This window comes from Azorhizobium doebereinerae UFLA1-100 (assembly GCF_000473085.1).
In the GTDB taxonomy this organism is placed as follows: Bacteria; Pseudomonadota; Alphaproteobacteria; order Rhizobiales; family Xanthobacteraceae; genus Azorhizobium; species Azorhizobium doebereinerae.
In genome coordinates, this window is sequence record NZ_AXBA01000001.1 from 529,611 (window position 1) to 552,090 (window position 22,480).

General features: G+C 69.7%; 21 protein-coding genes. 11 read left to right on the top strand and 10 right to left on the bottom strand.

The features are described 5' to 3' along the window. Position 1: 1 nt before the first annotated feature. The 7 genes from YU1_RS0102130 to YU1_RS0102160 all read left to right on the top strand — a co-directional run bounded on the left by YU1_RS0102130 (position 2) and on the right by YU1_RS0102160 (position 5,240). Complete coding sequence (locus YU1_RS0102130; protein WP_029002674.1) at positions 2-943, top strand: ABC transporter permease; 942 nt, start codon at positions 2-4, stop codon at positions 941-943. Beyond that, positions 940-1,863: an ABC transporter permease gene (locus YU1_RS0102135; protein ID WP_029002675.1), complete on the top strand. Its 924-nt coding sequence runs from the start codon at positions 940-942 to the stop codon at positions 1,861-1,863. Before YU1_RS0102130 ends, YU1_RS0102135 begins: the two co-directional genes overlap by 4 nt. Positions 1,864-1,865: 2 nt before the next feature. Then, positions 1,866-2,855, top strand: coding sequence for an ABC transporter ATP-binding protein (locus YU1_RS0102140; RefSeq protein WP_029002676.1), 990 nt, complete (start codon positions 1,866-1,868; stop codon positions 2,853-2,855). Beyond that, the gene (locus YU1_RS0102145; protein WP_035713242.1) at positions 2,852-3,865 is read left to right on the top strand and encodes an ABC transporter ATP-binding protein; all 1,014 of its coding nucleotides are present in this window, start codon (positions 2,852-2,854) and stop codon (positions 3,863-3,865) included. The genes YU1_RS0102140 and YU1_RS0102145 overlap by 4 nt, the downstream gene beginning before the upstream one ends. 165 nt (positions 3,866-4,030) lie before the next feature. Next, complete coding sequence (locus YU1_RS0102150) at positions 4,031-4,327, top strand: type II toxin-antitoxin system RelE/ParE family toxin (RefSeq protein WP_029002678.1); 297 nt, start codon at positions 4,031-4,033, stop codon at positions 4,325-4,327. A gap of 8 nt (positions 4,328-4,335) precedes the next feature. Next, the gene (locus YU1_RS0102155) at positions 4,336-4,644 is read left to right on the top strand and encodes a HigA family addiction module antitoxin (protein ID WP_029002679.1); all 309 of its coding nucleotides are present in this window, start codon (positions 4,336-4,338) and stop codon (positions 4,642-4,644) included. A gap of 62 nt (positions 4,645-4,706) precedes the next feature. Then, a complete protein-coding gene (locus YU1_RS0102160; protein WP_029002680.1) occupies positions 4,707-5,240 on the top strand; it encodes an isochorismatase family protein in 534 nt (177 codons plus the stop codon). Positions 5,241-5,653: 413 nt separating this feature from the next. Here the strand turns inward: YU1_RS0102160 and YU1_RS0102165 are convergent, their stop codons facing one another. The 9 genes from YU1_RS0102165 to YU1_RS0102205 form a co-directional block, all read right to left on the bottom strand. After that, complete coding sequence (locus YU1_RS0102165; RefSeq protein WP_084539593.1) at positions 5,654-6,649, bottom strand: serine hydrolase; 996 nt, start codon at positions 6,647-6,649, stop codon at positions 5,654-5,656. Positions 6,650-6,979: 330 nt separating this feature from the next. Continuing rightward, positions 6,980-8,119 (bottom strand): NAD(P)/FAD-dependent oxidoreductase, encoded by a 1,140-nt coding sequence (locus tag YU1_RS0102170; protein ID WP_029002682.1) that lies wholly within the window; start codon positions 8,117-8,119, stop codon positions 6,980-6,982. A gap of 1 nt (position 8,120) precedes the next feature. Further along, positions 8,121-9,593: an FAD/NAD(P)-dependent oxidoreductase gene (locus YU1_RS0102175; protein ID WP_084539594.1), complete on the bottom strand. Its 1,473-nt coding sequence runs from the start codon at positions 9,591-9,593 to the stop codon at positions 8,121-8,123. After that, on the bottom strand, positions 9,590-9,886 hold the full coding sequence (locus YU1_RS0102180) for a (2Fe-2S)-binding protein (RefSeq protein WP_029002684.1): 297 nt from the start codon (positions 9,884-9,886) through the stop codon (positions 9,590-9,592). The genes YU1_RS0102175 and YU1_RS0102180 overlap by 4 nt, the downstream gene beginning before the upstream one ends. Then, a complete protein-coding gene (locus YU1_RS0102185) occupies positions 9,867-10,997 on the bottom strand; it encodes an NAD(P)/FAD-dependent oxidoreductase (protein ID WP_029002685.1) in 1,131 nt (376 codons plus the stop codon). The genes YU1_RS0102180 and YU1_RS0102185 overlap by 20 nt, the downstream gene beginning before the upstream one ends. Next, positions 10,994-11,800, bottom strand: coding sequence for an ABC transporter permease (locus tag YU1_RS0102190; RefSeq protein WP_029002686.1), 807 nt, complete (start codon positions 11,798-11,800; stop codon positions 10,994-10,996). Before YU1_RS0102190 ends, YU1_RS0102185 begins: the two co-directional genes overlap by 4 nt. Next, entirely contained in the window at positions 11,797-12,693 is an 897-nt protein-coding gene (locus YU1_RS0102195) for an ABC transporter permease (RefSeq protein ID WP_029002687.1), read from the bottom strand. Before YU1_RS0102195 ends, YU1_RS0102190 begins: the two co-directional genes overlap by 4 nt. Then, a complete protein-coding gene (locus tag YU1_RS0102200; RefSeq protein ID WP_245263202.1) occupies positions 12,690-13,793 on the bottom strand; it encodes an ABC transporter ATP-binding protein in 1,104 nt (367 codons plus the stop codon). The genes YU1_RS0102195 and YU1_RS0102200 overlap by 4 nt, the downstream gene beginning before the upstream one ends. Further along, positions 13,793-14,839 (bottom strand): ABC transporter substrate-binding protein, encoded by a 1,047-nt coding sequence (locus tag YU1_RS0102205; protein WP_156921904.1) that lies wholly within the window; start codon positions 14,837-14,839, stop codon positions 13,793-13,795. Before YU1_RS0102205 ends, YU1_RS0102200 begins: the two co-directional genes overlap by 1 nt. Positions 14,840-15,022: 183 nt before the next feature. Here YU1_RS0102205 and YU1_RS27485 point away from each other — a divergent pair, with 183 nt between their 5' ends. Continuing rightward, a complete protein-coding gene (locus YU1_RS27485) occupies positions 15,023-15,949 on the top strand; it encodes a LysR substrate-binding domain-containing protein (RefSeq protein ID WP_051356368.1) in 927 nt (308 codons plus the stop codon). Here YU1_RS27485 and YU1_RS0102215 read toward each other — a convergent pair. Next, a complete protein-coding gene (locus YU1_RS0102215) occupies positions 15,946-16,866 on the bottom strand; it encodes a LysR family transcriptional regulator (protein WP_029002690.1) in 921 nt (306 codons plus the stop codon). The genes YU1_RS27485 and YU1_RS0102215 overlap by 4 nt on opposite strands. Before the next feature lie 179 nt (positions 16,867-17,045). Between YU1_RS0102215 and YU1_RS27490 the strand changes: the two genes are divergently transcribed. Genes YU1_RS27490 through YU1_RS0102230 form a run of 3 tightly spaced genes read left to right on the top strand, consistent with a single transcriptional unit; the run spans position 17,046 to position 22,416 of the window. Beyond that, positions 17,046-17,909 carry an alpha/beta hydrolase gene (locus YU1_RS27490; RefSeq protein WP_051356369.1) on the top strand — a complete coding sequence of 288 codons (864 nt, stop codon included), beginning with the start codon at positions 17,046-17,048 and terminating at the stop codon, positions 17,907-17,909. A gap of 25 nt (positions 17,910-17,934) precedes the next feature. Further along, a complete protein-coding gene (locus tag YU1_RS27495; RefSeq protein ID WP_051356370.1) occupies positions 17,935-19,164 on the top strand; it encodes an efflux RND transporter periplasmic adaptor subunit in 1,230 nt (409 codons plus the stop codon). 36 nt (positions 19,165-19,200) lie between these two features. Continuing rightward, a complete protein-coding gene (locus YU1_RS0102230) occupies positions 19,201-22,416 on the top strand; it encodes an efflux RND transporter permease subunit (RefSeq protein ID WP_029002691.1) in 3,216 nt (1,071 codons plus the stop codon). Positions 22,417-22,480: the final 64 nt, after the last annotated feature.

Consider the following 22,480-nt stretch of genomic DNA (forward strand, 5'->3'; position numbering starts at 1 on the left):
CATGCTCGGCTACATCCTCCGGCGCACCCTCTCGACCATCCCCGTCATGGCGATGGTCGGGCTGTTCGTGTTCAGCCTGCTCTACATCGCCCCCGGCGATCCCGCGGCCGTCATCGCGGGCGACCAGGCCTCGCCCGAGGACATCGCCCGCATCCGCGCCAACCTCGGGCTGGACCGGCCGTTCCTGGTCCAGTTCGGGGAGTGGGGCTGGCGCACGCTCCATGCCGACCTCGGCACCTCCATCTTCACCGGCCTGCCCGTCACCCAGATGATCGGGCAGCGCATCGAGCCCACCCTCTCGCTGATGGTGCTGACGCTGATCTTCGCCATCGTCGTCTCGGTGCCCATGGGGGTGGTGGCGGCCTGGAAGGCCGGCACCTGGATCGACCGCGGCATCATGACCTTCGCCGTGCTCGGCTTCTCGGTGCCGGTGTTCGTCATCGGCTACGTGCTGGCCTATGTGTTCGCGCTCCAGCTCGACTGGTTCCCGGTGCAGGGCTACACGCCCATCACGCAGGGGCTCGGGCCGTGGCTCGGCAACCTGGTGCTGCCGGCGCTGTCGCTCGGCTGCGTCTATATCGCGCTGATCGCCCGCATCACCCGCGCCTCCATGCTGGAGGTGCTGGCGCAGGACTATGTGCGCACCGCCAAGGCCAAGGGCCTCGGCCAGAAGGACGTGCTGTTCCTGCACGCGCTCAAGAACGCCGCCGTGCCCATCGTCACGGTGATCGGCATCGGCATCGCCCTGCTGATCGGCGGCGCGGTGGTGACCGAGAGCGTGTTCGCCATCCCCGGCCTCGGCCGGCTGACGGTGGATGCCATCCTGCGCCGCGACTATCCGGTGATCCAGGGCGTCGTGCTGCTGTTCAGCTTCGTCTACGTGCTGGTCAACCTCGTCATCGACATCCTCTATACCTTCCTTGACCCGAGGATCCGCTATTGAGCCTCGCTTCTGACCACCGGCCGGCGGCGCCCGAGGGCCTCGCCATCGCCCCGGCCCTGCCGGACATCCTCAAGGCGATCAAGCCGCGCACCGGCGTCACCGGCTTCCTGCGGCGCCATCCCACCATCGCCGTCGGCGGCGGCCTGCTGCTGCTGCTCATCCTCGTCGCCGGGCTCGCGCCCTATCTCGGCACGGTGGACCCCTCGGCGCTGTCGCCGGCCCGCCGCACCCGGCCGCCGTCCGCGCTCTACTGGTTCGGCACCGACATGCTGGGGCGGGACATCTATTCCCGCGTGCTCTACGGCACCCGTGTCTCGCTGCTGGTGGGCTTCGCCGTGGCCATCCTCGCCTCCATCGGCGGCCTCGCCATCGGGCTGGTGGCCGGCTACGTGCGCTGGGCGGACAGCATCATCATGCGGATGATGGACAGCCTGATGTCCATCCCGCCCATCCTGCTCGCCGTGTCGCTGATGGCCATCACCCGCGGCAGCGTCGGCAACGTCATCCTCGCCATCACCATCGCCGAGATCCCGCGCGTCTCGCGCCTGGTGCGCGGCGTGGTGCTGTCGCTGCGCGAGCAGCCCTATGTGGACGGGGCGGTGGCCGCCGGCACCCGCACGCCGATGATCATCCTGCGCCACATCCTGCCCAACACCCTCGCCCCCATGACCGTGCAGGCCACCTATATCTGCGGCAGCGCCATGATCGTGGAGGCCATCCTCTCCTTCATCGGCGCCGGCGTTCCGCCCAACGTGCCGTCCTGGGGCAACATCATGGCCGAGGGCCGCGCGCTCTGGCAGGTAAAGCCGTTCATCGTCTTCTTTCCCGCCGCCTTCCTCTCCGTGACGGTGCTGGCGGTGAACCTCCTGGGCGACGGGCTGCGCGACATGCTCGATCCCCGCCAGGCGAAGGGGCACTGACCATGGCCCTGCTCGAAGTGGAAAACCTCCAGGTGCATTTCCGCACCCCCGTGGGCGTCAACCGCGCGGTGGACGGCGTGTCCTTCCACGTCAACGAGGGCGAGACGCTGGCCATCGTCGGCGAAAGCGGCTGCGGCAAGTCGGTGACCTCCATGTCGCTGCTGCGCCTCATCCCCGAGCCGCCGGGCAAGATCGCCGGCGCCATCCGCTTCGGCGGCAAGGACCTGCTGGCCCTGTCGGAGAAGGAGATGCGCGCCATCCGCGGCAACGACATCTCGATGATCTTCCAGGAGCCGATGACCAGCCTCAACCCGGTGCTGACCGTGGGCCGGCAGATCGGCGAGACGCTGCGCCTGCACCAGGGCCTCGACGCCAAGGCGGCCGAGGACAAGGCGGTGGAGATGCTCACCCTCGTGGGCATCCCCGCCCCCGCCCGCCGGGTGCGGGAATATCCCCACCAGCTCTCCGGCGGCATGCGCCAGAGGGTGATGATCGCCATCGCGCTCGCCTGCAATCCCAAGCTGCTGATCGCCGACGAGCCGACCACCGCGCTCGACGTCACCATCCAGGCGCAGATCCTCGATCTGATGCGCGACCTCAAGCAGCGCGTGGGCGCGGCCATCGTGCTCATCACCCATGACCTGGGCGTGGTGGCGGAAGTGGCCGAGCGCGTCATGGTCATGTATGCCGGCCGCAAGGTGGAGGAGGCCCCGGTGCGCGAACTCTTCGCCAACCCGCGCCATCCCTATACCCAGGGCCTGCTCGGCGCGGTGCCCAAGCTCGGCTCCTCGCTCACCCAGGAAAGCTCCCGCCTCGCCGAGATCCCCGGCCAGGTGCCGAGCCTGACCAGGCCGATCGTCGGCTGCGTGTTCGCCGGCCGCTGCGCCATCGCCACCGACATCTGCCGCGCCTATGCCCCGGCGCTGGAACCGAAGGGGCCGCGCCACGCCGCCGCCTGCCACTATGCCCTGAAGGAGGCAGCCGCCGCATGACGCGCCCCCTGCTGGAGGTCAACGACCTCAAAAAGCATTACCGCATCGCCGGCGGCCTGTTCGGCGGCAAGCCGTCCTATGTCTATGCGGTGGACGGCGTCTCGTTCGAAGTGGCGCGCGGGGAGACCCTGTCGCTGGTGGGCGAGAGCGGCTGCGGCAAGTCCACCGTGGGGCGCGCGGTGCTGCGCCTGTTCGACATCACCTCCGGCCAGGTGGTGCTGGACGGCCAGCGCATGGACGACGCCTCCAAGGATGCGCTACACGCCTTCCGCCGCCGGGTGCAGGTGGTGTTCCAGGATCCCTTCTCGAGTCTGAACCCGCGCATGAAGGTGCGCGACATCCTGGCCGAGCCGATCCGCAACTTCGGCCTCGCCGCCTCCGCCGCTGACCTAGAGGAACGGGTGGGCCGGCTGATGGATCTGGTCGGCCTGCCGCGCGAGGCGGTGCGCCGCTTCCCGCACCAATTCTCCGGCGGCCAGCGCCAGCGCATCTGCATCGCGAGAGCGCTCGCCGCCGAGCCGGAGCTGATCGTCTGCGACGAGGCGGTCTCGGCGCTGGACGTGTCGGTGAAGGCGCAGATCGTCAACCTGCTGCAGGACATCCAGCGCGAGCTGGGCCTCGCCTTGCTGTTCATCAGCCATGACCTTGCCATCGTCGAGCACATGACCCATCGCGTGGCGGTGATGTATCTGGGCAAACTGGTGGAGGTGGCGCCCAAGCGCGCGCTGTTCGCGCGGCCGCGCCATCCCTACACCAAGGCGCTGCTCTCCGCCGTGCCGCTGCCCGATCCCGGGGCGGCGCGCAACCGCATCATCCTGACCGGCGACGTGCCGAGCCCGGTCAACCCGCCCAAGGGCTGTCGCTTCCACACCCGCTGCCCCTATGCGTTCGACCGCTGCAGGAGCGAGGAGCCGGAACTGCGGGTGGCGCCGGGCGAGCACTGGTCCGCCTGCCACCTGCACGATTTGCCGGACGCGCAGAACCCGCTGCTGGCGCCGCTGGCGAGCTGAGCGGCGGGGGGCGGCGCGGACCGGCGCGCCGCGCGCGCCGGTCTACGGGGTGGAGCTGGGGCCACAATCGGACCCGGCACGGCGTGTCGACGTGAACGGCTTCCCATATGACCCATAGAGTGGTACATTGCCTCTCACATCAAGGCTCGCTGCGGGAAAAGCGGGATGATCGCCGACTTTCGGGATGACTGGCTGCGGGCGTTTTTCCTGGACGATGTCCGCTCGCGGCACATTCCGGCCGATCTCGAAGGCCGCCTGTTCCGAAGGCTCCAGATGATCGACGACGCGACATCCGACCAGGATCTGCGGGTGCCGCCAAGCAACCATTTCGAGAAGCTGCGCGGCGCGCTCGACGGACTGCATGCGATCCGCGTCAACAAGCAATGGCGGCTGGTCTTCCGATGGGACGGGCGTCGTGGCGAGGCCTCGGGCCTTTATCTCGACGACCACAGCTACAGGTGAGGTGGCAGATGCTGATGACCAAGCGCAAGCCGGCCACGGTCGGCGAAATCCTGGTGGAGGAGTTCATGCAGCCGCTCGGCCTGACGCAGGCCGCGCTCGCCGAAGCCATGGGCGTGCAGCGCAAGCATGTAAACGAGCTTTGCAACAACCGGCGCACCGTGACGGCGGCCACCGCCCTCATCCTGGCACGGGTATTCGGCAACAGCCCGGACTTCTGGCTGAACGTGCAGCGCCGCAACGACCTGTGGGAGGTGATGCACTCGCCGCACGAACTGGCGCGGATCGAGCGCGCGAAGCCCGTGTCCCGCGCGGCCTAAAACTTGATCTGCCGCTCAGCTCCTGGAAAAGACCCCATGATCCGTGCCATCAGGAGAACGGCGTGCTGACGATGGACGCAAGCACGGCGATGCTGCTGGTGATCGATATCCAGGCCAAGCTGATGCCGGCCATCGACCAGAGCGCCGCCATCCTCGCCAATGCCCGGCGCCTCGTCGATGCGGCCGCGCTGCTCGGCGTGCCCATGCTGTTCACCGAGCAGAACGCCAAGGGCATCGGCCCGACGGTGCCGGAACTGGTGCCGCCCCCCGCCCTTCTCGTCCACAAGATGGCCTTCGACGCCTGCCGGGAGCCGGCCTTCCAAGCGCGCCTGCCGGAGGGCCGCGCCATCGTGGTGGCGGGCTGCGAGGCCCATGTCTGCGTGCTGCAAACCACGCTCGGGCTGCTGGAGCGCGGCCGCAAGGTGTTCCTGGTCCGCGACGCCGTGGGCGCGCGCCGCGCCGAGAACAAGGACGCCGCGCTGCGCCGCATGGAACGCCACGGGGCGGAGATCGTGACCACGGAGATGGTCGTGTTCGAATGGCTGGGCAGCGCGGACCATCCCCGCTTCCGCGAGGCTCTGGCCCTGGTCAAATAGCCGCCGCGCCCGTTCGCCGGCGCCGGAAAGGCGCGCTTCCCCGGACGGCGTTGAGATCGCCCCTTTCGCCTGCGCGGGAACCGCGCGCCAAGCGGCAGCGGTTCCGCCTGTACGGAAAGCTCGCGCCAAGCGGCGGCGGCTTCACCCCCCTCCCTGCCCTCCCCCGCAAGGGGGGAGGGTTCTCCGCGCCCCAGGTTGAGCCTTCGCTCATCCTATCTAAGACGCCATCCTGCATCGGCAGCCAACGTGCCCTCTCCACCCGCACGACCGGCCCCCTCCCCCCTTGCGGGGGAGGGTTGGGGAGGGGGGTGAAACGCCCGCCGCCGGGCGCGCGGGAGGAAACGGACTGGCCCCCCCGCGCCGGAAGACACCCGCCCCGCCTTTATACGCCCCCCCGCGCGACGCCCCCGCCGCTACGCCTTCGTGCCGGCGGCGGCGGCGCGCAGGGTCTCGGCCACCGACTTGGCGAAGTCCGCGAACACCGCCGGAATGCCGCTCTCCGGGCCGGTCCAGTTCACATTGAAGCCGAAGGTGACGCGGCCCGCGCCCACCACCATCTGCCCGGCCAGGCTGAAGCAGTTGAAGTCCTGCCACTGGATGCTGCCGCCCTTGCCATAGGCGGCGAGGCCGTCCGGCACCACCACGGCCAGAGCGTCGGCCATGGACAGGATGCGCTTGTATTCCACCAGCGTCTGCGGCTTGCGGAAGAATGTCCCTGTCAGCGCCTGCCGATACCAGCTCACCATGTCCGCCATGGAGGCCATCATGGTGGAGACATCGTTGATCGGCGGGCGCGGCGTGCCGGGCAGCCAGCCGGAGGCCAGCTTCTCGACGCCCGCCCAGCCGATGTCCGTGCCCACCGGCGCCCCGGCGATATAGGAGACCATGCGGCGGGTGGAATCCGGGATGCGCACGCTGCCGAGCCCGGCCTCGCGGATCAGCGCCCGCACCGTGTCCGGCCCGGCCTTGGCGAGCGAGATGTCGGTGGCGGTGTTGTCGCTGTGGGTGATCATCGCCTCCAGCACGCAGCGCGCGGTGGTCGAGCCGGTCAATTTCTCCAGCGTCTGGCTGCCCGAATTGCGCACGGCGTCATCCACCGCCCACGGGTCATTCTCGTTCAGCGTGCCGGCCTCCACCGCGCGCAGCACCTGGGCCAGCACGAAGGTCTTGAAGGCGCTGCCGATGAACATCGGCCGCTCCGGCTCCAGCCCGCCCTGCCAGCTTCCCTTCGGCCCCTCGCCGATGAGGAAGCAGCTCTTCACGCCGGGCAGGTCGCCCATGGGCGCGAACGTCGCCTGCACCGCCGCCGGCAAATCCGTCGCGGCCGGGTCCGCCGCCAGCGCGGCTCCGGCCACGGGCGCCAGCGGTGCTGCCAGGGCAGCGGAAACCAATGTCCTACGGCTGAGCATGTCGCATCGTCCCCAAGCGCCGCGCCGCCCGGCGCCGACGCGCCCGGCCACCGGCGGACGGGGGGAAGGTCCACCGCCCATGCCGCCGCGGTCAAGGCGCTTTTTCCTGAAGGTCCGTCCGCGGGGCGGCTCCCTCTCCCGCTTGCGGGGGAGGCCGGGGGTGGGGGCCGCGCGGCAGCGCGAAACCGGGCCGCCGGGTGCGGCCGGTGGTGCAGGCGGAAGCCCGCCGGCCTGCGGCCGTCGCCCCCACCCAACCCTCCCCCGCGTTGCGGGAGAGGGCTTTCAGGGCGCGCCCGGGCGTCCGGGTGCCCTTTGCAACGCCCCTGCCCCTCAGCCCGCCTTCGCCGCCGCCTGCGCGAAGCGGGCGATAGAGAAAGGCGCGATGGGCAGGGCGCTGGTGCCGGTGGCGATCAGGTCCGCCAGGATGGCGCCGACGATGGGGCCGAGCTGGAAGCCGTGGGCGGAAAAGCCGAAGGCGTGGTAGGCGGCCTCCGACGCAATGCTGGGGCCGATCACCGGCAGATCGTCCGGCATGCGCGCCTCGATACCGGCCCAGGCGCGCATGATCTGCGCCCCGGCCATGATGGGGAAGATCTCCGCCGCCGTGCGGGCGTTGAAGGCCAGCTTGGCGAAATCCAGCGCCGTGGCGTTGCGGTCGCGCTCCGCCACGCCCCGGTGCCCGCCGCCGATCAGCACCGTGCCGTTGGCGAATTGCTTGAACGACAAAGGCCGCGCGGTGGCGCCCACCACCGGGGTGACGAAGGCCGGCATGCGGGCGGTGATCATCAGCATGGGGGCGATCACCTCCAGCGGCACCGGCTCGCCCAGCGCCGCCGCGATGCGGTCGGCCCAGGCGCCCGCCGCGTTCACCAGCACCGGCGCCTCGTGCACCTGATCGCCCACCGGCACCCGCCACAGCCCGCCCGCCCGCACCGGCGGCCCGGCGGGCGCGCCTTCCAGAAAGCGGGCGCCGGCGCGGATGGCGGCATTGCGGAAGGCGAGCACGGTGCGGTAGGGCAGCGCCGCCCCGTCCGCCCGCGAGACGATGCCGCCCACGCAATGGGGCGCCACCGCCGGCAGCAGGCGGCGCAATTCGTCCGCGCCGATCAGTTCCTCATGGGTGAAGCCCAGATCGTTGAGCTTGGCCACCCGCGCGGCGAGCACCGCGAGGTCCGCCGCGCTCTCGGCCACCTTCACCTGGCCGTGGCTCTCGAAGCCGCAATCGTCGTCCACCAGATCGCCGATGGCGTGCCACAGCGCCATGGCGGCCACCGACAGCGGCACCTCCGGGAAGGCGCGGCCCAGCCGGCGCACGCCGCCCGCATTCACGCCGGAGGCATGGCGCCCGGCGTGGTCCTTCTCGATCACCAGCGCCTTGATCCCCCGCCGGGCGAGGTGCAGCGCCGTCGAGCAGCCGTGCAGCCCGCCGCCGATGACGAGCACGTCCGGGCGGGCGGGTGCGATGGCCATCTCAGCCCCGCTCCACCGATTTCATCGCGCTCTCGTCCTTGGGCAGGGAAGCGAGCTCGGCCACGGAGATGGGCTTCACCGGCGCGCGCAGCCGGTAATAGCCGATCTCCGCCGGGGTCACGCCCTGCGCCTCAGCCATCAGCTCGCTGATGGTGAGCCCGCACATGCGGCCCTGGCACGGCCCCATGCCGGTGCGCAGGAAGGATTTCAGCTGGTTCGGCCCGGCGCAGCCCAGCGCCACCGTCTCGGTGACCTGGCGCGCGGTGACTTCCTCGCAGCGGCAGGCGATGGTGTCGGGCGCCGGGCGGCGGAAGCCGTCGGCGGGCCGGTACAGCCGGTCGAGGAAGGCCCGGCCGCGCAGCGCCTTATGGAGCGCCGCTTCAACCTGCGGCCGCTGCGCCAGCACCGGGGCACCCGGCTTCAGCGCCGCGATGGCCGCGAGCGCCGCGAGCCGGCCGCGCTCCGCCGCGCCCAGCGCGCCGCCGATGCCGGCGCCGTCGCCGGCCACGGCGAGGCCGGCGACCGGGCTGGTGCCCGCCGCGTCCACATCCGGCCGGAAGCACAGCTGCTCGGCATCCCACACCAAGGGGATGCCGGCGGCATTGGCGAGGTTCACGTTGGGCACCACGCCCTGGTGCAGCAGCAGGGTGTCCAGTTCGATCCGCCCGCTCTCGCCCCCGGCGGTGGCGTAGCGCACGGCGGTGACGCTCTCGTCGCCCTCCGCCGCCAGCGTGGTGACGCCGGAGATGATGCGCACGGCGGCGCGCACCTTGCGCAGCAGGGCGAGGCCCTTGCGGAAATAGGGCGAGGTGAGGAAGCCGAAGGCCTCCGGCAACGCCGCCCGCCAGTTCTCCCGCGCCGTGGTGTCGAGGATCGCCTCCAGGCGGACCCCGGCTTCCAGATATTGCGCCGCCAGCAGCCACAAGAGCGGGCCGCAGCCGGCCAGGACGATGCGGCCCTCGGGCACGAGGCCGGAGGACTTCAGCAGGGTCTGCGCCCCGCCGGCGGTCATCACGCCGGGCAGCGTCCAGCCGGGGATGGGCATGGGCCGCTCCAGCGCGCCGGTGGCGAGGATGACGCGGCGGGCCTGCACGAGGTGCGCCTGCCCGCCCACCGAGACGCCGAGCTCCAGCTCGCGCGACAGCGACCAGACGGTGGCGCCGGGCACATAGGTAGCCCCGCTCGCCAGCATCTCCCGCGCCAAGGCGGCGCCGGACCAGTAGTCGGGGCCGAGCACCCGGCCCTCGCCCAGCGGGCTGGTGGTGATGGCGCGGTAGACCTGCCCGCCGGGGCCGGCGTTCTCGTCCAGCAGCAGGACCGACAGGCCGGCGCTGGCGGCGAGGGTCGCGGCCGCGAGGCCGGCCGGTCCCGCGCCGACCACCGCGAGATCGACCGCCTTCGGGAGGTCGCGGGCTTTGGTGTCGGATTTCGTGTCGTAAGACACGGTGTCCGAAGTGGGGAATTGCGCGGTCATCGACCTATCTCCCGCTTTCCGCGCTGGGTCTCCACCCGCATCCCTTCGGCCACCTGGACGAGGCAGCCCTGCCGGTTGCCCTGCCCGTCCACCACCACCAGGCAGTCGAAGCAGACCCCCATCAGGCAGTAGGGCGCCCGGGGGGCCCCGGTCACCGGGGTGGTGCGGCAATGCTCGATGCCGGCCGCCAGCAGGGCCGCCGCCACCGTGTCGCCGGCCCTTGCCAGCACTGGATTTCCATCCACCGTCAGGTGGACGCTGGCACCGCTCGCCTCAGGCAGCCGCCGGAACATGGAACCTCCGCGCACTGAACACCTCGAACTCTTCCGCGGGCAGCCGTCCGGCGGCGATCGCCGGGGCCACGACGAACGCATGGGTGGCGGCCAGCGTCACCCCGCTGTGGCAGGTGGCGACGAACGCGCCGGGGCAGCTAACCGACTGGTCATAAATGGGAAAACCATCCTTGGTCATGACCCGCAGAGCGGCCCAGGTGCGCACCACGTTGAGCCCGCCGAGGCGGGGGAACATGCGCACCGCCCGGTCGGCGATGGAGGAGACGATGGGCAGGCCGACGGTCGGGTCGGGCCCTGCTTCCTCCACGGAATCGCCAAGCATCACAGTGCCTTCGTCGGTCTGACGCACGGTGACGACGGGGTAGCGCAGGAACGGCTGGGTGCGCTCGGTCACCACCACCTGCCCGCGCTGCGGCCGCACCGGCACGTCGAGCCCGACCATGGGGCCGAGCCGGGCGTTGCCGTTGCCCGCCGCCAGCACCACCTTGCCGGCGCGGACCTCGCCCCTGGGGGTGGCGACGCGGAACGCCCCGGCCTCATAGGCCACCTGCTCGGCCGGGTGGTTGGGCAGGTAGCGCACCCCCGCCCGCTCCATGGCGGTGTGCAAAGCGCGGAACAGGCGCAGCGAGTTCACATGCCCGTCGAGCGGGCAATAGCTGGCGCCGACCACCTGCGGGCCGATCTCCGGCAGCATCGCCTTGACCCGCGAATGATCCATGATCTCATAGTCATAGCTGTGCATGCGCGGCTGGTTGTGCAGCCGCTGGAGCAGGCCCTTGCGCTTCTCCAGCTCCGCCTCGGACAGCGCCAGATGGAAGCCGCCGGGCTGCTCCAGGCACAGGTCGAGGCCGGTATCGGCCTTCAGCATCGCCGCCAGCTGCGGCCACAGGCCGGCGCCGCGCACGGTCCAGCCGGCATATTCGGGCATGCCCATGCCCTTGGACTGCACCCACACCAGCGCGAAGTTGCCGCGCGAGGCCCGCAAGGCGATGTCGCCCTCGTCCAGCACCGCCACCCGCGTCCCGCCCTTGGCGAGGCCGTAGGCGATCGAGGCGCCCACCAGCCCGCCGCCGATGACGGCGACGTCATATGTCTGCGACGGCGCGCTCATGACCGCCCGCCCCCCTCGCCCGCCAGCAGCCGCTCCAGGCCGAACAGCTTCTCGATCAGCGCCATGACCACCACGGTCAGCGCGATCACCACCGCCGAGACCGAGGTCACCAGCGGGTCGATATTGTCCTGGATGTACAGGAACATGCGCACCGGCAGCGTGGTCGCCCCCGGCGCGGCGATGAACACCGTCATCGTCACCTCGTCGAAACTGTTGATGAAAGCGAGCACCAGGCCGGACACCACGCCCGGCAGGATCAGCGGCAGCGTCACCCGCCGGAACAGCGTGGCCCCCGAGGCGCCGAGCGAGACCGCCGCCTGCTCCAGGGAGCGGTCGAGCCCGGTGGCGGTGGAGAGCGTGAGGCGGAAGGCGAAGGGCAGCACGATCACCACATGGGCGAGCACCAGGCTGACCATGCTTCCGCCCACCCCGATCTGGGTGAAGAAGCGCAGGAAGGCGACGCCCAGCACCACATGGGGGATCATCAGCGGCGACAGGATGAAGGCGGAGACCGCCTCCCGGCCCGGAAAGCGGTGGCGCGCCACCGCCAGCGCCGCCGGCACCGATACCCCCACCGCGATCACCGACGACAGCGCCGCCAGCCACAGCGAATCCCGGAACGCCGAGACGAATTCCGGATAGCCCGCGATGGCCTTGAACCAGCGCAGCGACAGCCCGTTGGTGGGCAGCGAGAGGAAGCCCTCCGGCGTGAAGGCCACCACGCAGACGATGACGATGGGCGCCAGCATGAACAGCATGACCAGCGCGTGGAACAGGAGCGCGAGAGGACCGTTCCGGCTCATTGGAACACCTTGGAATAGTGCCGTTCCACCAATGCGTTGCAGCCGATGACGATGGCCGCGATGGCGACCAGCAGCAGCAGCGCGACCGCGGCGCCCAGCGGCCAGTTCAGGGTGTTGAGGAATTCGTCATAGGCCAGGGTCGCGGCCACCTTGAGCCGCCGCCCGCCGATGATCGCCGGGGTGGCGAAGGCGCTGGCGGACAAAGCGAAGACGATGATGGCGCCGGACAGGATGCCGGGCATCACCTGCGGCAGCACGATGCGGGTAAGGACGGTGAATTGCGAGGCGCCGAGCGAGGCGGCGGCATTCTCCGCCCGCGGGTCCAGGCGCTGGAGCACCGCCCAGACGGAGAGCACCATGAACGGCACCATCACATGGGTGAGCGCCACCATGACCCCGCCCTCGGTGAACATGAAGGGGATGGGCTGGGACAGAATGCCCAGATCCATCAATGCCTTGTTCACCACGCCGTTGCGCCCGCCGAACAGCAGCGCCCAGCCGAGCGTGCGCGCCACCACGGAGATCAGCAGCGGCCCCAGCGTGACCACCAGGAAGATGCCCTTCCAGGGCGCCCGCATGCGATGGATGATATAGGCCTCGGGCGCGCCGATGAGGCAGCAGGCCAGCGTCACCACCCCGGCGATGCGGAAGGTGCGCAGAAACATCTCGGCATAATAGGGATCGCCGGCGATCTCCGCCCAGTTCTCCAGCGCATAGCCGGCCGAAATGCCGGTGGAGCTGGAGAAGCTGTGGAACGACAGCAGCGCGGTCAGCGCCAGCGGCACCAGCACCACGCCCACCACCAGCAGCATGGCCGGCAGCAGCATCAGCGCCGGCGCCAGCCAGCCGGGCATGCCGGCGCGGCGCGGGGCGGTGTCGGCCAGCGCGCTCATGCGCCGGCCCCCGACAGCGGCCGGAGCGCCGCGTCGTCGGCGCGCCACGTGAGGTGGACGCTCTCCCCCTCGCCCGGCTGCGCGGCGCCGTCATTCTGGCAGACGATGGTGGCGACACCCGCCGGCGTTTCGCCGATGAACAGCCAATAGGTGCCCTGGAACACGCGGGAGACGATGCGGCAGGCCAGGCCCTCATCCGCAAAGGCGATCTTCTCCGGCCGCACCGTCAGGAGCACGTGCCCGGCGCCGGCCAGATGCGGCGGACAGGGGCAGCGCACGGTGCCGAGCACCGCAGCGGCGCCGTCCGCGCCGCGCTCCACCAGCGCCTCGAACACGTTGGTCTTGCCCAGGAACGAGGCGACGAACGGGGTCGCGGGGCGCTCATAGACGTCCTGCGGGCGGCCGATCTGCTCCACCTTTCCGGCATTCATCACCACGATGCGGTCGGACAGCGCCATGGCCTCGTGCTGGTCGTGGGTGACGAGGATGGTGGTGGTGCCGATGCGGCGCTGGATCTGGCGCAGCTCGATCTGCATCTCCTCGCGCAGCTTGGCGTCGAGATTGGACAAGGGCTCGTCCAGCAGCAGGATGCGCGGCTGGATCACCAGCGCGCGGGCCAGCGCCACGCGCTGCTGCTGGCCACCGGACATGCGGCGGGGATAGCGCTCGGCCAGCGCGGAAAGGCCCACCAGCGCCAGCGCGTCGGTGACCCGGCGCGCCCGCTCCGCCTTGGGCACGCGCTGCATCTCCAGGCCGAAGGCGACGTTCTCCGCCGCCGTCATGTGGGGAAACAGCGCATAGCTCTGGAACACGATGCCGAGGCCCCGCCTGGCGGGCTTCACCGCCACGAGGTCGCGCCCCTCCAGGCGGATCGCCCCGCCGCTCGGCTCGGTGAAGCCGGCGATCATCTGCAGCGTCGTGGTCTTGCCGCAGCCGGAGGGACCGAGGAGGGAGATGAACTCCCCCTGGGCCACGCCGAGCGTCAGCGCATCCACCGCCACATGGTCGGCATAGCGCTTGCTCAGGCCGTCGAGGGCGAGGAAGGCCGGCGCCGGGTCGGTCATGGGGGCGATGCCGCTGGTGCTGGAACGCGCGAGCATCAGCGCTCCACCTCACGGTTCCAGCGCTTGGTCCATTCGTCGATCTTGGGGTTGATGGCGTCCCAGTCGGCGACATAGAGCTTGGCCGCGCGCTCGCCGATCGGCGCCATGCGCAATGCCTCGGCATCCACCTTGGCGGTCTTGTTCACCGGGCCGTAGCCATATTCCTTGGCCAGGATGGCCTGGAACTCGGGCGCCACCATCGCCTTGACGAAGGCATTCGCCAGCGCGCCGTCGCCGCCCTTGGCCACCGGACAGGCGGAGGCGAGCAGCGCCACCGCGCCCTCCTTGGGATAGACGAAATCCACCGGGAAGCCGGTGTTGGCGAAGGAGGCGACGCGGCCGGAGCCCCACACCGCGATCACCGCCTGCCCGCTCTGGAACAGCTCGGTCATCTTGCCCGGCGAGGGCTCATAGGCGAGCACGTTGGGATTGATGTCGCCCTTCATCACCTTGAAGCCGGGCTCGATGGCAGTCTCGCTGCCGCCGTTGATGCGGGCGAACTCCACCAGCGTGTAGAGGCCGTAGGTGTTGTTGATCGGCGGGATGACCAGCAGGCCCTTGTATTTGGGGTCCTTCAGGTCGTTCCAGGAGGTCGGCGGCGCCCAGCCTTTGTCCTTGAAATACTTGGTGTTGTACATCAGGCCGGTGGCGACGAGGCCGATGCCCACCGCCTTGTCGTCCTTGTAGCGGGCGGTGTCGAACAGGTCTGCCGTGGGCAGGCCCTGGATCGGCGCGCAGAAGCCGAGGTTGATGGCGCGATACATGGGGCCGTCGTCGAGAATGGCTACGTCGATCTGCTGATTGCCTTTCTGCGCCTGGAGCTTGGCGAGCGTGTCGGTGGAATTGCCGGCGACATATTGCACCTTCACCCCGTGCGCCTTCTCGAAGGCCGGGATGATCTCCTTGCGCATGGTCTGCTCGAAGGTGCCGCCGTAGCCGGCGACGTAGAAGGTCTGCTGCGCCATCGCCGGCGCGGCGAGACCGAAGGCGGAGGCCAGCAGGGCAAGGGACGCGGCACGCAATGAGATGGACAGGCGCATCATGGGATCCCCTTGTCGCGACGATGGGCAACGAAACGTCTCGTGGAAGCGACGCGCTGTTCTGCCGTCTTTATGGGCGCGCCTCCAAAAGGGTCATACGGCGCGGCTTGGGCGTCAAATGCATTTGGAATCATTCTTCATAACGATATGTTATGGAGAACGGCATTTCCTTCGGAGCACGAGCCCTTGGCTTGGCTGAATCCACGGCAGATCGAGGCGTTCCGCGCCATCATGGTGGCCGGCACAGTGACCGACGCGGCGGCGCTGATGGGCGTGACCCAACCCGCCGTCAGCCGCATGCTGCGCGATCTTCAGGCCGCCCTCGGCCTGCGGCTGCTGGAGCGGCACGGCACCAAGCTGGTGCCCACCAACGAGGGCCTCACCCTGTTCGCCGAGGTGGAGCGCTCCTTCGTCGGCCTGGAGCGGATCGCCCAGGTGGCGCACGAGGTGAAGGAGCGGCGGGCCGGCGTACTGCGCATCGCCTCCATGCCCGCGCTCATGAACGGCTTCCTGCCCCGCTTCGTCGGCGGCTTCCTGAAGGACAAGCCGCGCATGGATCTGGCGCTGAGCGGCCTCGGCTCGCATCTGGTGCTGGAACAGGTCCTGTCGGGCGAATGCGACCTGGGCTTTGTCATGGGGCCGCTGGCGCACGCCGCCGTCGTCGCCCACCCCATGCCCACCGCCGCCATGGTCGCGGTCCTGCCGTCTGACCATCCGCTGGCGGCGAAGCACGAACTCAACGCCGCCGATCTCGAAGGGCAGGATTTCATCGCGCTGGAGCTGGGCGGCCTGTCCCGCATGCGGGTCGACCGCATGCTGGAGATGAACAATGTGCGCCCGGTGGTGCGGGCGGAAACGCGCCTCACCGGCATCGTCTGCGGCCTGGTCGCCTCCGGGCTCGGGATCAGCGTGTGCGATCCATTCACCGCCCATGAATTCAATGGGCGCGGCATCGCCATCCGCCGCTTCGAGCCGCGGGTGAATTTCGAGTTCGCGGCGGTCTACTCGGCCCAGCGGCGGTTTCCGGCGGTCGGCAAGGCCCTGCTCGACGCCTTCATCGCCCACACCACCGCCTTCATCGCGCAGACGGCCCCGCAGGCTGCGGACGTCTAGCGTGGCGGGCGGGCGGCGAAATCGGTGGCGACGATCTCCGAGATCCAGTCCACGAACACCCGCAGCCGGTTGCTCAGGTGCCGCGTCGGGGGAAACACTACATAGAGGGGCTTCGGCTCCACGCGCCAGGCCTCCAGCACCGGCACCAGGGCGCCGCTCTCCAGATGCGGCTGGGCCATGAAGGTGGGCATCTGCACCACGCCGAACCCGTTCAGCGCCGCCGTGATGAAGGCGTTGCTGTCATTGACGGCGAGGACGTAGCGGCCGGTGATCTCCAGCGGTTCCTCGCCATTGGCGGTGAAGGACAGCGGCATCAGCCGCCCGACGCGCGGGTTGAAATAGCCGACGATCGGATGGGTGCTCTCCAGGTCGCGGGGATGGGACGGCGCCCCATAGCGGGCGAGATAGGACGGGGCCGCCGCATACATCAGGTACATCTCGCCGATCCTGCGGGCCACCAGCGACTGGTCCGCCAGATGGCCGGCGCGGATCACGCAGTCCACATTCTCGGCCACCAGATCCACGGAGCGGTCGGTGACGCCGAGATCGATATGGATGTCGGGATAGCGCGCGTGAAAATCCGGCAAGGCGGGGATGAGGACCATGGTGGCGAGCGCCGCGCTGACATCCACGCGCAGCCGCCCCTGGGGCTTGGCCTGGGACAGGGCCATGGAGCTGTCCAGTTCGTCGAGGTCGGCCAGGAGGCGCACCGCCCGCTCGTAATAGGCCGCCCCGTCGGGCGTCACCGTCACGCGCCGCGTGGTGCGGTTCAGCAGCTTGGTGCGCAGGTGCGCCTCCAGCGTCTGGATCTGCTTGGTGAGGGTCGGCTTGGGCACCCGCAGCACCGCCGAGGCGCGGCTGAAGGTCCCCGCCTCCACCACGCCGATGAAGGATCGCATCGCAGCAAACTGGTCCATGCGGCACCACCCCGCAAAATTGAAAACACGTTCATTGTTCCCATACAGAAACAATGAAGTCACATCCAGCGGCTTTATTCCCCGATCGATCCAGCTTAATTCTACCGCATCGCAAAAGGCCGCAGGGGCTCGGTGTCGCATGCAAGCGACGGCGGGACTGTTGCGAAAGGCGCCGGTCCATGGACACCACCCGTCACGAAGAGCGCATTGCCGACGGCCCGGCCGCCGGCATGGTCGTGCGGATCTATCCCGCCGACAACGCCCGCCGGGGCGCGCCCATCGCGCTGCACCTGCACGGCGGCACGTTCGTGGACGGGACGCTGGATTGCGGCGTGACCATCGCCTGCCTGCTGGCCCAGGCCGGGGCGACGGTGGTGTCGGCGGAATATCCGCTCGCCTGCGAGCAGCCCTTTCCGCATACGCTTCAGGCGGCCTATGGCGCCCTGAACTGGGTGCATGACAACCGCACCCGCTGGGGGGCGAAGAAGTCCCGCGTCTTCGTCGCCGGCGAGGAAGCCGGCGGCAACCTGGCGGCGGCGCTCGCCCTGGTGGCGCGGGACCAGCAGCGCCCGCCGCTGGCCGGGCAGATCCTGCTCTCGCCCATGCTGGACCCGCAGCTCGGCACCCAGTCCCTGCGCGCGGCGGATGCGGGGCCGGTGGGCTGCCGCTGGGCGGACGGCTGGCGCACCTATCTCGGCACCGCCGACAAGGCGTCTCACCCCTATGCGGCGCCGCTCGGGGCGTCCCGCCTCGCCGGCATCGCCCCGGCGCTGGTCATCACCAGCGCGGACGACCCCATGCGCGACGAGGCCGTGGCCTATGTCGCCCGGCTCAAGGAGGCCGGCGTCGACGCTTTCGTCCATGTCCTGCCGGGCCCCACGGGATGGCCGGAAGCGCTGGCCGAGCCCGAGACCGCGCCCGGCGCGCGCGGCCGCCATTCCGGGTGGACGCACACCGTCCAGACCCTGTTCGCTGCGTTCATGTCGGACCCCGCGGCCTTCGCCCCGGCAGCCGTGGCCGGTCCCCCCGTTCCAGTTCGTTAAATCGTCCGGCCGAGGAGGCCACATCATGTCTCGCACATCTCTCCGCGCCCGTTTGCTCGGCGCGGCAATGACCTTTGCTGTGGTCGGCGGCGCCTATGTGGTGACGTCCGGCCTGCCCCGCACCGAGGCCGTGGCCGGTGACGCCGTCGCCGCGACCGCCCCCGCCGGCGTGCCGGTGTCGGTGGCCATCGTCGAAACCCAGGACGTGGCCCCCTATGACGAATTCTCTGGCCGCCTGGAGGCCATCGAGCGGGTGGAGGTGCGCTCGCGCGTCGCCGGCGCCATCCTCAACGTGCATTTCCGCGAGGGCGAGCTGGTGAAGGCGGGGGATTCCCTCATCACCATCGACCCCGCGCCCTATGCCGCCGAGGTGGACCGCCTCCAGGCCCAGATGGCGGCTGCCGAGGCCCAGGTCGCGCTGACCAAGAGCGACCTTGAGCGCGGCCAGCGTCTGTTCGACAACCGCACCGTGGCCCAGCGCGATCTCGACGAGCGCCTGAACGCCAGTCGCTCGGCGGAAGCCAACCTCAAGGCCGCCCAGGCGGCCCTGCGCGCCGCCCAGCTGAACCTCGACTATACGGAGGTCCGCGCCCCGGTCTCCGGCCGCGTCGGCAAGATCGAGATCACGGCGGGCAACCTCGTCACCGCCGGCGGCACCGGGCCGCTGCTGACCACGCTGGTCTCGCTCGATCCCATCTACGCCGGCTTCTCCGCCGACGAGCAGTCGGTGCTGAAGGCGCTGCGCGCCATCGGCGGCGGCCCCCGCACCCAGGCGCAGGTGGCGCGCATCCCGGTGGACATGCTCACCGCCAATGACGACGCCGTGCTCCGCCGGGGCCACATGCAGCTCATCGACAACCAGATCGACGCCAAGAGCGGCACGATCCGGGTGCGGGCGGTGTTCGACAATCCGGACGGCGAGCTGATCCCCGGCCAGTTTGTGCGCCTGCGCATGGGCCAGCCCAAGACCGCCCCGACCCTGCTGGTGAGCGAGCGGGCGGTGGGCACCGACCAGAACAAGAAGTTCGTCTTCGTGGTCGGCGCCGACAACAAGGCGATCTATCGCGAAGTGGCCCTCGGCCCGGCACTGGACGGCATGCGCATCGTCACCGCCGGCCTCGCCAATGGCGACCGCATCATCGTCAACGGCCTGCAAAAGGTGCGCCCCGGCGCGCTGGTGACCCCCGAAATCGTCCCCATGACCGTCGCCTCCAGCCGCCCCGCTTCGGGCACGGCGGACGTGGCGCAACGCTGATCCGATCCGAGCCCCGCTGGTGGGCGAGAGGCTGCCATGAACCTGTCCAAATTCTTCATCGACCGCCCGATCTTCGCGGGCGTTCTCTCCGTCCTCATCTTCCTCGGCGGCCTGCTGGCGCTCAGGGTGATGCCGATTTCCGAATATCCCGAGGTGGTGCCGCCGCAGATCGTGGTGCGCGCCAACTATCCCGGCGCCAGCCCCAAGGTGATCGCCGAGACGGTGGCGACGCCCATCGAGGAGCAGATCAACGGCGTGGAAGGCATGCTCTACATGTCGAGCCAGGCCACCACCGACGGCCTGATGACACTGACCGTCACCTTCAAGCTGGGCACCGACCCGGACAAGGCCCAGCAACTGGTGCAGAACCGCGTCTCCCAGGCCGAGCCGCGCCTGCCGGAGGACGTGCGCCGCCTCGGCATCACCACGGTGAAGTCTTCGCCCGACCTGATGCTGGTGGTGCACCTGCTGTCGCCCAACGGGCGCTACGATATGGCGTACCTGCGCAATTACGCGGTGCTGAACGTGAAGGACCGCCTCGCCCGCATCAATGGCGTGGGCGACGTGCAGCTGTTCGGCTCGGGCGACTATTCCATGCGCGTCTGGCTCGACCCGCAGAAGGTGGCCGAGCGCGGCCTCTCCGCCAGCGATGTGGTCAATGAGATCAACGCCCAGAACGTCCAGGCCGCCGCCGGCGTGGTGGGCTCCTCGCCCGGCATCCCCGGCGTCGATCTCCAGCTGACCGTGAACGCCCAGGGCCGCCTGCAGAGCGAGGAGGAATTCGGCGACATCGTCGTGAAGACCGGCGCCAATGGCGAGATCACCCGGCTCAGGGATATCGCGCGCATCGAACTCGGTGCGGCGGATTATTCGCTGCGCTCGCTGCTGAACAACAAGCAGGCTGTGGCGGTGCCGGTGTTCCAGGCGCCCGGCTCAAACGCCATCGAGATCGCCGACAACATCCGCAGGGTGATGGCGGAGATCAAGGAGAACATGCCCGAGGGCGTGGATTATTCCATCGTCTATGACACCACCCAGTTCGTGCGCGCCTCGATCGACGCGGTGGTGCACACCCTGCTGGAAGCCGTCGCCCTCGTGGTGCTGGTGGTGATCCTGTTCCTCCAGACGTGGCGCGCCTCGATCATCCCGCTGCTTGCGGTGCCGATCTCCATCGTCGGCACGTTCGCGGTGATGTACGCCTTCGGCTTCTCCATCAATGCGCTGACGCTGTTCGGCCTGGTGCTGGCCATCGGCATCGTGGTGGACGACGCCATCGTCGTGGTGGAGAACGTCGAGCGCAACATCGAGGCCGGGCTCGCCCCGCGCGAGGCTACCTACCGCGCCATGCGGGAAGTGTCCGGCCCGATCATCGCCATCGCCTTGGTGCTGATCGCCGTGTTCGTGCCGCTGGCCTTCATCACCGGCCTCACCGGCCAGTTCTACAAGCAGTTCGCCCTGACCATCGCCATCTCGACGGTGATCTCGGCCTTCAACTCGTTGACCCTGTCCCCTGCCCTCGCGGCCTTGCTGCTGAAGGGCCATGACGCGCCGAAGGACCGCCTGACCCGGATCATGGATGCCGGCCTGGGCTGGTTCTTCCGCCGCTTCAACGCCTTCTTCGGCCGTTCCTCGCGCGCCTACAGCCGTGGGGTGAAGGGCGTCATCTCCCGCAAGGGGGTGATGTTCGTGGTCTATCTCGGCCTGGTGGCGCTCACCGTGGGGGTGTTCAAGCAGGTGCCGGGCGGCTTCGTGCCGGGGCAGGACAAGCAGTATCTGGTGGGCTTCGCCCAACTGCCCGACGGCGCCACCCTCGACCGCACGGAAGAGGTGATCCAGCAGATGAGCGACATCGCCATGAAGACGCCGGGCATCGAATCGGCCATCGCCTTCCCCGGCCTGTCGATCAACGGCTTCACCAATTCCTCCAACTCCGGCATCGTGTTCGTGAGCCTGAAGCCGTTCGAGGAGCGGCGCACGCCGGAGCTGTCGGGCGGCGCCATCGCCATGCAGCTCAACGGCAAGTATGCGGGCATCAAGGAAGCCATCATCGCCATGTTCCCGCCCCCGCCGGTGCAGGGGCTGGGCACGATCGGCGGCTTCAAGCTCCAGATCGAGGACCGCGCCGGCTTCGGCTATGCCGCCCTCGACCAGGCCGTGAAGGCGTTCATGGCCAAGGCCGCCCAGGCGCCGGAGCTGGCCGGCCTGTTCTCCTCCTACCAAGTGAACGTGCCCCAGCTCTACACCGACATCGACCGGGTCAAGGCCCGCCAGCTCGGCGTCGCCGTGACCGACGTCTTCAACACGCTGCAGATCTATCTCGGCTCGTCTTATGTGAACGACTTCAACACCTTCGGCCGCACCTACACGGTGCGTGTCCAGGCGGACGCGAAGTACCGCGCCCGCGCGGACGACATCGGCCAGCTCAAGGTGCGCTCCAGCAGCGGCGAGATGATCCCGCTCTCGGCCCTGCTGAAGGTGAAGGCGTCCGCCGGGCCGGAACGGGCCATGCGCTACAACGGCTTCCTCTCCGCCGACGTGAACGGCGGCGCCGCGCCCGGCTTCTCCTCGGGCGAGGCGCAGGCGGCGGTGGAGCGGATCGCGGCCGAGACCCTGCCCAAGGGCTTCGGCTTCGAGTGGACCGAACTGACCTACCAGGACATCATCGCCGGCAATTCGGCGGTGTGGGTGTTCCCGCTCTCCATCTTCCTCGTCTTCCTGGTGCTGGCGGCGCAGTATGAGAGCCTCACCCTGCCGCTTGCCATCATCATGATCGTGCCCATGGGCCTGCTCGCCGCCATGACCGGCGTCTGGTACTCGGGCGGGGACAACAACGTCTTCACCCAGATCGGCCTGATCGTGCTGGTGGGCCTGTCGGCGAAGAACGCCATCCTGATCGTGGAATTCGCCCGCGAGCTGGAATTCACCGGCCTCAAGCCGGTGGAGGCGGCGATCGAGGCGAGCCGGCTGCGGCTGCGGCCGATCCTGATGACCTCGCTCGCCTTCATCATGGGCGTGGTGCCCCTCGTCACCTCCACCGGCGCCGGCGCGGAAATGCGCCATGCCATGGGTGTCGCGGTGTTCGCGGGCATGATCGGGGTGACCGTGTTCGGCATCTTCCTGACGCCGGTGTTCTACGTGCTGCTGCGGCGCCTCGCCGGCAACCGGCCGCTGACCCATCACGGCACGGTGGAGCCCATCGCGCACGCCGAGCCCGCGGGCCACGGCGTTCCGGCTGTGGCGGAAGGCCACTGAGCGACCCGCACAGGGCAAGAGAAGGCCGGGCTCGCGCCCGGCCTTTTCGTTTCCGGGGAGCCGC